We start from the raw sequence: 2,077 nt of genomic DNA on the forward strand, positions 1-2,077 counted from the left end.
GGCTCCCACTACAGCTACAACCACTTCTGTCGGCTCTATAAAGAGTGGGCGGCCCTGCTGCAACCCTCGATGCGGCAGACCCATATTGCGGGCGAAAAACTCTTTGTCGACTACTGCGGCCAGACCATGCCGATTGTCGATCCGCACACCGGCGAAATCCTTTACCGGGCCCAGATCTTTGTCGCCGTGCTGGGTGCTTCCAACTACACCTTTGCCGAGGCCACCCGCTCCCAGCAGCTCGAGGACTGGGTCATGAGCCACAAGCGCGCTTTCGAGTTCTTTGGCGGTGTGCCGCAATTGGTGGTACCCGATTGCCTGAAGAGTGCCGTCAGCGTGGCGCGCAATACCGATCCGGATCTCAACCCCACCTACCAGATGCTGGCGGCCCATTTCGGTACGGCGATCATGCCCGCGCGGCCCCGCAAGCCGAAGGATAAGTCCAAGGCAGAGGTGGGCGTGCAGATCGTCACCCGCTGGATCCTGGCGGTGCTGCGTCATGAAACCTTCCATAGCCTGGCCCAGCTCAATCAGCGGATGGGTGAACTGCTGACCCGGCTCAACCAGAAACCCTTCCAGAAGCTTCCTGGCTGCCGTGCCTCACAGTTTGCCGAGCTCGATGCTCCGGCGCTCAAGCCGCTGCCGGATTATCCCTATCACTACACCAAAGTGATGTTGGTACTGGTTGGTAAGGACTACCACGTCGATCTGGAAAAGCACTATTACTCCGTGCCCCATGCCTTGCAGGGCAAGCGGCTGGAGGCTCATCTGGCCGAACATACCGTCACGCTGTACCACGCCGGCAAGGTCGTGGCCGAGCACCCGCGGAGTCATCGCAAAGGTCAGCACAGCAGCCTGCCTGCCCATATGCCCGCGCATCACCAGGCGCTGCTGGAATGGTCGCCCGAGCGTCTGCTCGGCTGGGCGGTATCCATCGGACCCTACACCACGCATTGGGTGGATGGTTTTATCCGGAATGTGGCACACCCGGCGCAAGCGGTGCGACCTTGTCTGGCCTTGCTGGGGCAGAGCAAAACCTATGGCAAGGAGCGGCTGGAAGCGGCCTGCCTCCGGGGTTACCTGACCGGCGCCAACCGGCTGCACAACATCCGCAGCATGCTCAAGAACGGCCTCGAGCAACAACCCATCGCCAGCAAGCGACAGGATCCGCTGCAAGACATCCGTCATGACAATGTCCATGGCGAGCACTACTTCCACTAACCCCCACAGCTCAGGAGAAGCCCATGCAATTACACCTCAATGAACAACTAAGCCGCCTGCACTTGAGCGGTATGAAACAGGCCCTGAACCAGCAGCAGGCCCAGAGCATGCTGTACCTGGATATGGGTTTTGAAGAGCGGCTGCAACTGTTACTGAGCCATGAGCTGGTGCAACGGGAGCAGAGGAAAACCAACCGTTTGGAGAAGCAAGCCCGGTTCCGGCTCGCCGGACAGGTGGAGCAGCTCGACTATCGGGCGGGTCGAGGCGTGAGCCAAGCGCAGATCCGCCAACTGCTGGAAGGACACTGGCTGAGTCATCAACAAAATCTGCTGCTGACGGGCGCGGCAGGCTGTGGCAAGAGTTACCTGGCGTGTGCTCTGGGTCGTTACTTTATCCGGCAAGGAGTGGGCGTGCGGTATTACCGGCTGAAAACCCTGCTCGAAGAGATGCGACTGGCACAAGCGGATGGCAGCTATCCGAAACTGCTGGAGCAAGTAAGTCACATAGGAATGTTGATCCTGGATGACTGGGCCATGGAGATGCTGGACGCGAGCGAACGCAGCAACCTGCTGGAGATCATCGATACCCGCTACGGCAAAGTCTCAACGATAGTGGCGAGCCAATTGCCGGTGGAGAAGTGGTACGGAATGATCGGAGAGGCAACATTCGCCGAGGCAATCCTGGACCGATTGATCCACAGAGCAGTGCGCGTGACCTTAACGGGAGAATCGATGCGAAAACAGGGTGCCAACTTGACCGAAGCCGATCAGGCGGAGTAAAAGAAAGACGCTATAAACGCGGGCAGAAAAACGGTGATCGGCATGATGTTATTGGCTGATCGACATGATGTTATTAGCCA

Annotated in this window: 2 protein-coding genes; both read left to right on the forward strand. The window is 58.7% G+C overall.

Translation table 11 applies throughout. The annotated features are described in order from the left end of the window. A partial coding sequence (gene istA, locus C3418_RS23330; protein ID WP_103859367.1) for an IS21-like element ISAs28 family transposase occupies nucleotides 1–1,218 on the forward strand: 1,218 nt, incomplete at its 5' end. Between the two features lie 23 nt (nucleotides 1,219–1,241). Continuing rightward, on the forward strand, nucleotides 1,242–1,997 hold the full coding sequence (gene istB / locus C3418_RS23335) for an IS21-like element ISAs28 family helper ATPase IstB (protein ID WP_103859368.1): 756 nt from the start codon (nucleotides 1,242–1,244) through the stop codon (nucleotides 1,995–1,997). The last annotated feature ends 80 nt before the right edge of the window (nucleotides 1,998–2,077 follow it).

Source organism: Aeromonas sp. ASNIH8 (assembly GCF_002919855.1).
Taxonomy (GTDB): domain Bacteria; phylum Pseudomonadota; class Gammaproteobacteria; order Enterobacterales; family Aeromonadaceae; genus Aeromonas; species Aeromonas caviae.

Bases quoted from the DNA above. Each gene is read 5' to 3' on its own strand.
- istB (WP_103859368.1), top strand. From the start codon at position 1,242: ATGCAATTACACCTCAATGAACAACTAAGCCGCCTGCACTTGAGCGGT.